Annotated in this window: 6 protein-coding genes; 1 reads left to right on the top strand and 5 read right to left on the bottom strand. The window is 37.7% G+C overall.

Features of this window, described 5'->3' with window-relative positions; translation table 11 throughout:
* The first annotated feature begins 422 nt into the window (after positions 1–422).
* Positions 423–2,066, top strand: coding sequence for a relaxase/mobilization nuclease domain-containing protein (locus tag Q0277_RS09825; RefSeq protein ID WP_297997629.1), 1,644 nt, complete (start codon positions 423–425; stop codon positions 2,064–2,066).
* A gap of 175 nt (positions 2,067–2,241) precedes the next feature.
* On the opposite strand, the gene Q0277_RS09820 is transcribed toward Q0277_RS09825, so the two are convergent.
* From Q0277_RS09820 to Q0277_RS09800, 5 genes are all read right to left on the bottom strand, one after another.
* Entirely contained in the window at positions 2,242–2,805 is a 564-nt protein-coding gene (locus Q0277_RS09820; RefSeq protein ID WP_297997628.1) for a HepT-like ribonuclease domain-containing protein, read from the bottom strand.
* Positions 2,798–3,133, bottom strand: coding sequence for a nucleotidyltransferase domain-containing protein (locus Q0277_RS09815; RefSeq protein WP_297997626.1), 336 nt, complete (start codon positions 3,131–3,133; stop codon positions 2,798–2,800). The genes Q0277_RS09820 and Q0277_RS09815 overlap by 8 nt, the downstream gene beginning before the upstream one ends.
* 19 nt (positions 3,134–3,152) lie before the next feature.
* Complete coding sequence (locus Q0277_RS09810; RefSeq protein ID WP_297997625.1) at positions 3,153–3,572, bottom strand: hypothetical protein; 420 nt, start codon at positions 3,570–3,572, stop codon at positions 3,153–3,155.
* A 37-nt stretch (positions 3,573–3,609) separates the two neighbouring features.
* Positions 3,610–3,852 carry a hypothetical protein gene (locus tag Q0277_RS09805; RefSeq protein WP_297997623.1) on the bottom strand — a complete coding sequence of 81 codons (243 nt, stop codon included), beginning with the start codon at positions 3,850–3,852 and terminating at the stop codon, positions 3,610–3,612.
* 4 nt (positions 3,853–3,856) lie between these two features.
* On the bottom strand, positions 3,857–4,063 hold a 207-nt coding region (locus tag Q0277_RS09800), incomplete at its 5' end, for a hypothetical protein (RefSeq protein WP_297997622.1).

Genomic DNA, 4,063 nt, shown 5'->3' with positions numbered 1-4,063 from the left:
TTGAAAATTACAATAAAAAGCAGGAAATAGAAAAAGAAAATAAGCTTATCCGAATAAAATTTTCTTGTTTTATTTTTACGCATAGCGAATATAGTTCTAACTTTTCAAATATTTTTGTGCTCTTTTTACGCTTTCCCTTTTAAAACCTACTTGCTTTTTCTCAAAAATAAAATGCTCTGCGTTTTATTTTATTTTCGGTAATTGCAAAATTACCGAAAATCACAGCTTTTTTAAGTTTAGTTTCCCCATTTTTAGGCGTTTTATCGCCGTAAAATGGGCTAAACTTAAAAAAGTGATATACAAAGGGGGTTATCCTGCCTTACTTCTGGCATTATCTTTTTTTAAAGCTACTTACACTAACATCTTTTGCAAATATATTTAAAAGCTATGAAAATTTTTTTAAAATTTAAAAGGGAGAGAATTTGGCAAGACGTGATTGGGATGCGTTTTTTGAAGAGCTAAAAAGTATCAGGGCGGGCTATACCCGCACGGCAAAATCAGAGCATAAATATGTTTCCTTTGGAAGTGGCGCGGGATTTTCTCGCTCGCATATTCCTTTTCCTAAAAACAACTTTGCCAAGCAATCAGTCGTAAAGATGATTTCAAATTTGCCTAAAACTTCCATCAAGCGCTGCATCGACTACGCTCTTAAAAACTCTCTTGACGGCGCGGCTATCAATGAAAAAGGGGAGAGAGTAGGCAGCGATGAAATTTTAAAAGAATGGGGCAAGGACTTCGGCGATAATCCGAACTCGAAGGACGCATGGCATTTGATTTTTTCCATTAACGAGCCTTGCGACGATCAGAGAAAATTGCGGGCTTTAAAAGAAAGCGTGCATAACGTATTAGGTCTAAATTTTAGCGGACACAAGTATGCTTTCGTGCTACACACTCATCAAAATAATCCGCATGTGCACGTGGTCTTGAATAAACGAAATAGCTTTACTAAGAAAAAAATCCACTTTGATAGTAGAAGCGAAATCAGGGAGTTTTTTGACGATGTGCGGACGAATTTTGCTTACTCTCTTGGGGCTCGCGGGCTAAAATACGAGAATAAAAACTTCTTACAAAAGGATTTGAAGCTCGAATTTAACAAGATAAAATCTGCCGTAAAGCTAGAGATGGACGATTATACGGCAAAGGATAAGATTAATGACTACTACTGCAAAATGCAGGATAAAAATAAGCAAAGCTATGACGCTACGGCAGGGCGAATTGAAGCTATGAATAACGAGCTTGCCGCGCTTAAAAAGGATAATGAGGAGCTCTTACGGCTCTTTTTGCTTTATACCAAAAAGCGAAATAAACGGGCATATAAGCTCGCTCATGAGTTAAAAGAAAGTAACCGCTCAATCAAAGAAAAGAGCAAGGCCGTGCTATCTGAAATCGACAAAATAAATAAAATTTCCAGTCAAGCTACGCAGCTTAACGAGATGCGGCTAGCTCACTATAAAGACCGCTCCGCAGGTTTAAATTTACTTGAAAATTTTAGCTACAACTACAATAAAATTTATCCGAAAAATAGAGGCGCTAGCAAGGCCGATATCGAAAATTATAAAAAAGTGCGACGCGCTATCGCTATTCATCGCGGCCGCGAGGACGATGCGGCTAGAAAATATTTCGAAGATAGTCTGCTAGTTACTCGTATGCTCGGGCGCAACGAAAGCCTTTTTAAACTAAGCGCGAAGCTTGAAATTTTGGATAAAAATCTTTACGTTTTGCAACACTCGGGCATAATCGGCGAAGAGGCTACCTCCTTTGAAAAAAGGCTAAAAAGCAATAAAGAATTTATCGCGGATATTTGCAAAAAACGCTTCGATTACGTCGGCAAAAAGCTTTTAAATAGCGATAAAATCGATAAGGACGGCTTTTTGTTCAAAGAATATTTTAAAGGCGTATCGGTGCTGGGCATTAAGCCTGACGATCGTCTAGTAAAAATCAAAAACGAAAAGGGGCTTTATAAGGACGTCTTGGCTAAAAACGGCGTTGAAATTTCAAAATCTTATACGCCTAGTCGCTTGGCGGACAAAGATAAATTTAAAAACGAACGTGGTGGTAGAGAGTAGATTACATTTAAGAAATAATAAAATATTTAAAAGATAAATAACGTTTTATTAAAATATAGCAAAATCAAAAATATCAAATTTTTTAAAATTATGTAAAAAGAAGCATAAAAAAAGTCTAAAATTTAGAAAAAAGGAGAGAAATATTTTCCTCCTTTTTTAAAAATTCGAACGTAAATCATTTTACGTTCTCGTTTGAGTTGCTTTTGATGATGCCCTTTAGCTTGTCTGCATATGATTTATCAAGCTCGAGTCCGTTTTTTCGTAATTTGTCGTAGTCTTTTTGGATATCTGCTCTAAGATCGCTTTTGGCTTGCGGGATTAAAATATCCTGCTTCTTAACGAAACGATCAATCTTTTTTTGTAAATCTCCATATAACTCCTGCTTCGTTTCTTTTATGACTTTTTGTAGATTTTCTTTGAGATTGGGAAGATCCGCGCGGATCACGTCTTCTATGATCTCGTTTTGTATATTGTCGTAATCGTGGGAAGACCAATTTCTAATATCTCTTATCCCTTTTAGGTCTTCCTTTTTAAATTTATCTAAGACGTGGTATTCCTGTGCCTCTTCAAGTTTCTTGAATTGCTGGTATACGACGTCGATATGTTTCATTATCGCCGGCTTTGTAAGTAGCTCGTCTTCTAGTGCCGCCGTAATGCCTTTTGGCTTACAAACTTCAAATACCTGATCTATTTTTTCTACCGCTAGCTCTAGGCGATATAAAATTTTTTTATCAGACATAAATTGCTCCTTTTACTATTTTGTTGTCTTGCATTTTTTGCTCGGAGTAAAAATCGCAAATATCAACAGGTTTATGAAATTTACTTGCGATTCGCTCTTTTAAATCATTCAAATATGCAAGCGCTTTAAAGGCATGCAACCTATCCAAAAAGTCTCTTTTATTGGCCAATACGACTATATCGATATCCGAGTCCTCACCTGCATAGCCTTTGGCATAGCTTCCGAAAAGCCCTATCTTTTGGATGCCGTCTTTTTCAAGGTGCGGCTTGATCTCGGATAGATACGCAAGTATCGCTTCTTTGGTTAAAGCAGGTAATGTCGTCTTCATTGAGATATGCTCCTTTATTTTATCTTTTTCCATTTTCAAGAACTGTTATATGTTCTGGATCGCATTCAAATTTGCCCCATTTTGTACATTCAATCTCGTATGTTGAGCCCACCTTTTTATTATTTTTATCTACGACTACTACTACGAGTTTCTCATCGTTTATGAGATCATTTTGGGCTTTCCATCTTGTAAATTTAGCAAAGCCCTGTTCTGATGTGTAATTTTTCCAATTTTCGCCGTTGAATAAGGTCTGTGCATGATAAAATTCAAAATCTGCATTTTTAACTCTCTCTTTTAACTTATTAACCATTGCATCGTAATTTGCTTGTTTTATCGCCGGATTCGCATTCTCTAGCTTCACAAGCCCGTCATCCTCGCCACATCCTGCCAACATAAGCCCGGCTATAACGAACGCCGTCAATAGTTTGATTCTCTTCATTGTTCCATCCTTATTTTATAAATTATAGCATATTTTGCTATTTACTTTTGCGCCTCTCGAGCTCTTCGTAAATCGGCATCAGGACCTCTTCTTTGTAGCCTCTGAAATCAAAGCCTAGCGAGTCCAAGTAGTCCACCATCATCTCTACGCTGCTCTTAAAAAATCCAAGCTCCCTGTCGCTAATATTGCCGAGTTCCGCCGGCTCGAGAGGGAGCGGAGCTTTGCTTAGCTCCGCCATTATGTCGTGTGCTCTTTCAAATTTGTTATAGTTTTTATTCATTGGCTTATGCCGCCTTTTTTCGTCTTTTCTTCGTCGTGGTCGCGCGCGAAACTTGGTATAGCTCCTGAAAATGCTTGGGGTGTAATATGATTCTAGTCTCGCCCTCATGCCTATCAAGCTTTAATACAAAGCAATCCATTTTCTTAAATACGTCCAGCACCCCGTAAGTTTCGCGCTCATTTAGTAGCGCGCTTATCGTCTCTTTTTCCAT

The organism is uncultured Campylobacter sp. (assembly GCF_938030815.1).
GTDB lineage: Bacteria > Campylobacterota > Campylobacteria > Campylobacterales > Campylobacteraceae > Campylobacter_B.
This window is presented reverse-complemented; position numbering and strand designations above follow the sequence as displayed.

Coding starts and splice junctions, on each gene's coding strand:
- Q0277_RS09805 (WP_297997623.1), bottom strand. CDS start 3,852: ATGAATAAAAACTATAACAAATTTGAAAGAGCACACGACATAATGGCG.
- Q0277_RS09815 (WP_297997626.1), bottom strand. CDS start 3,133: ATGAAGACGACATTACCTGCTTTAACCAAAGAAGCGATACTTGCGTAT.
- Q0277_RS09810 (WP_297997625.1), bottom strand. CDS start 3,572: ATGAAGAGAATCAAACTATTGACGGCGTTCGTTATAGCCGGGCTTATG.
- Q0277_RS09820 (WP_297997628.1), bottom strand. CDS start 2,805: ATGTCTGATAAAAAAATTTTATATCGCCTAGAGCTAGCGGTAGAAAAA.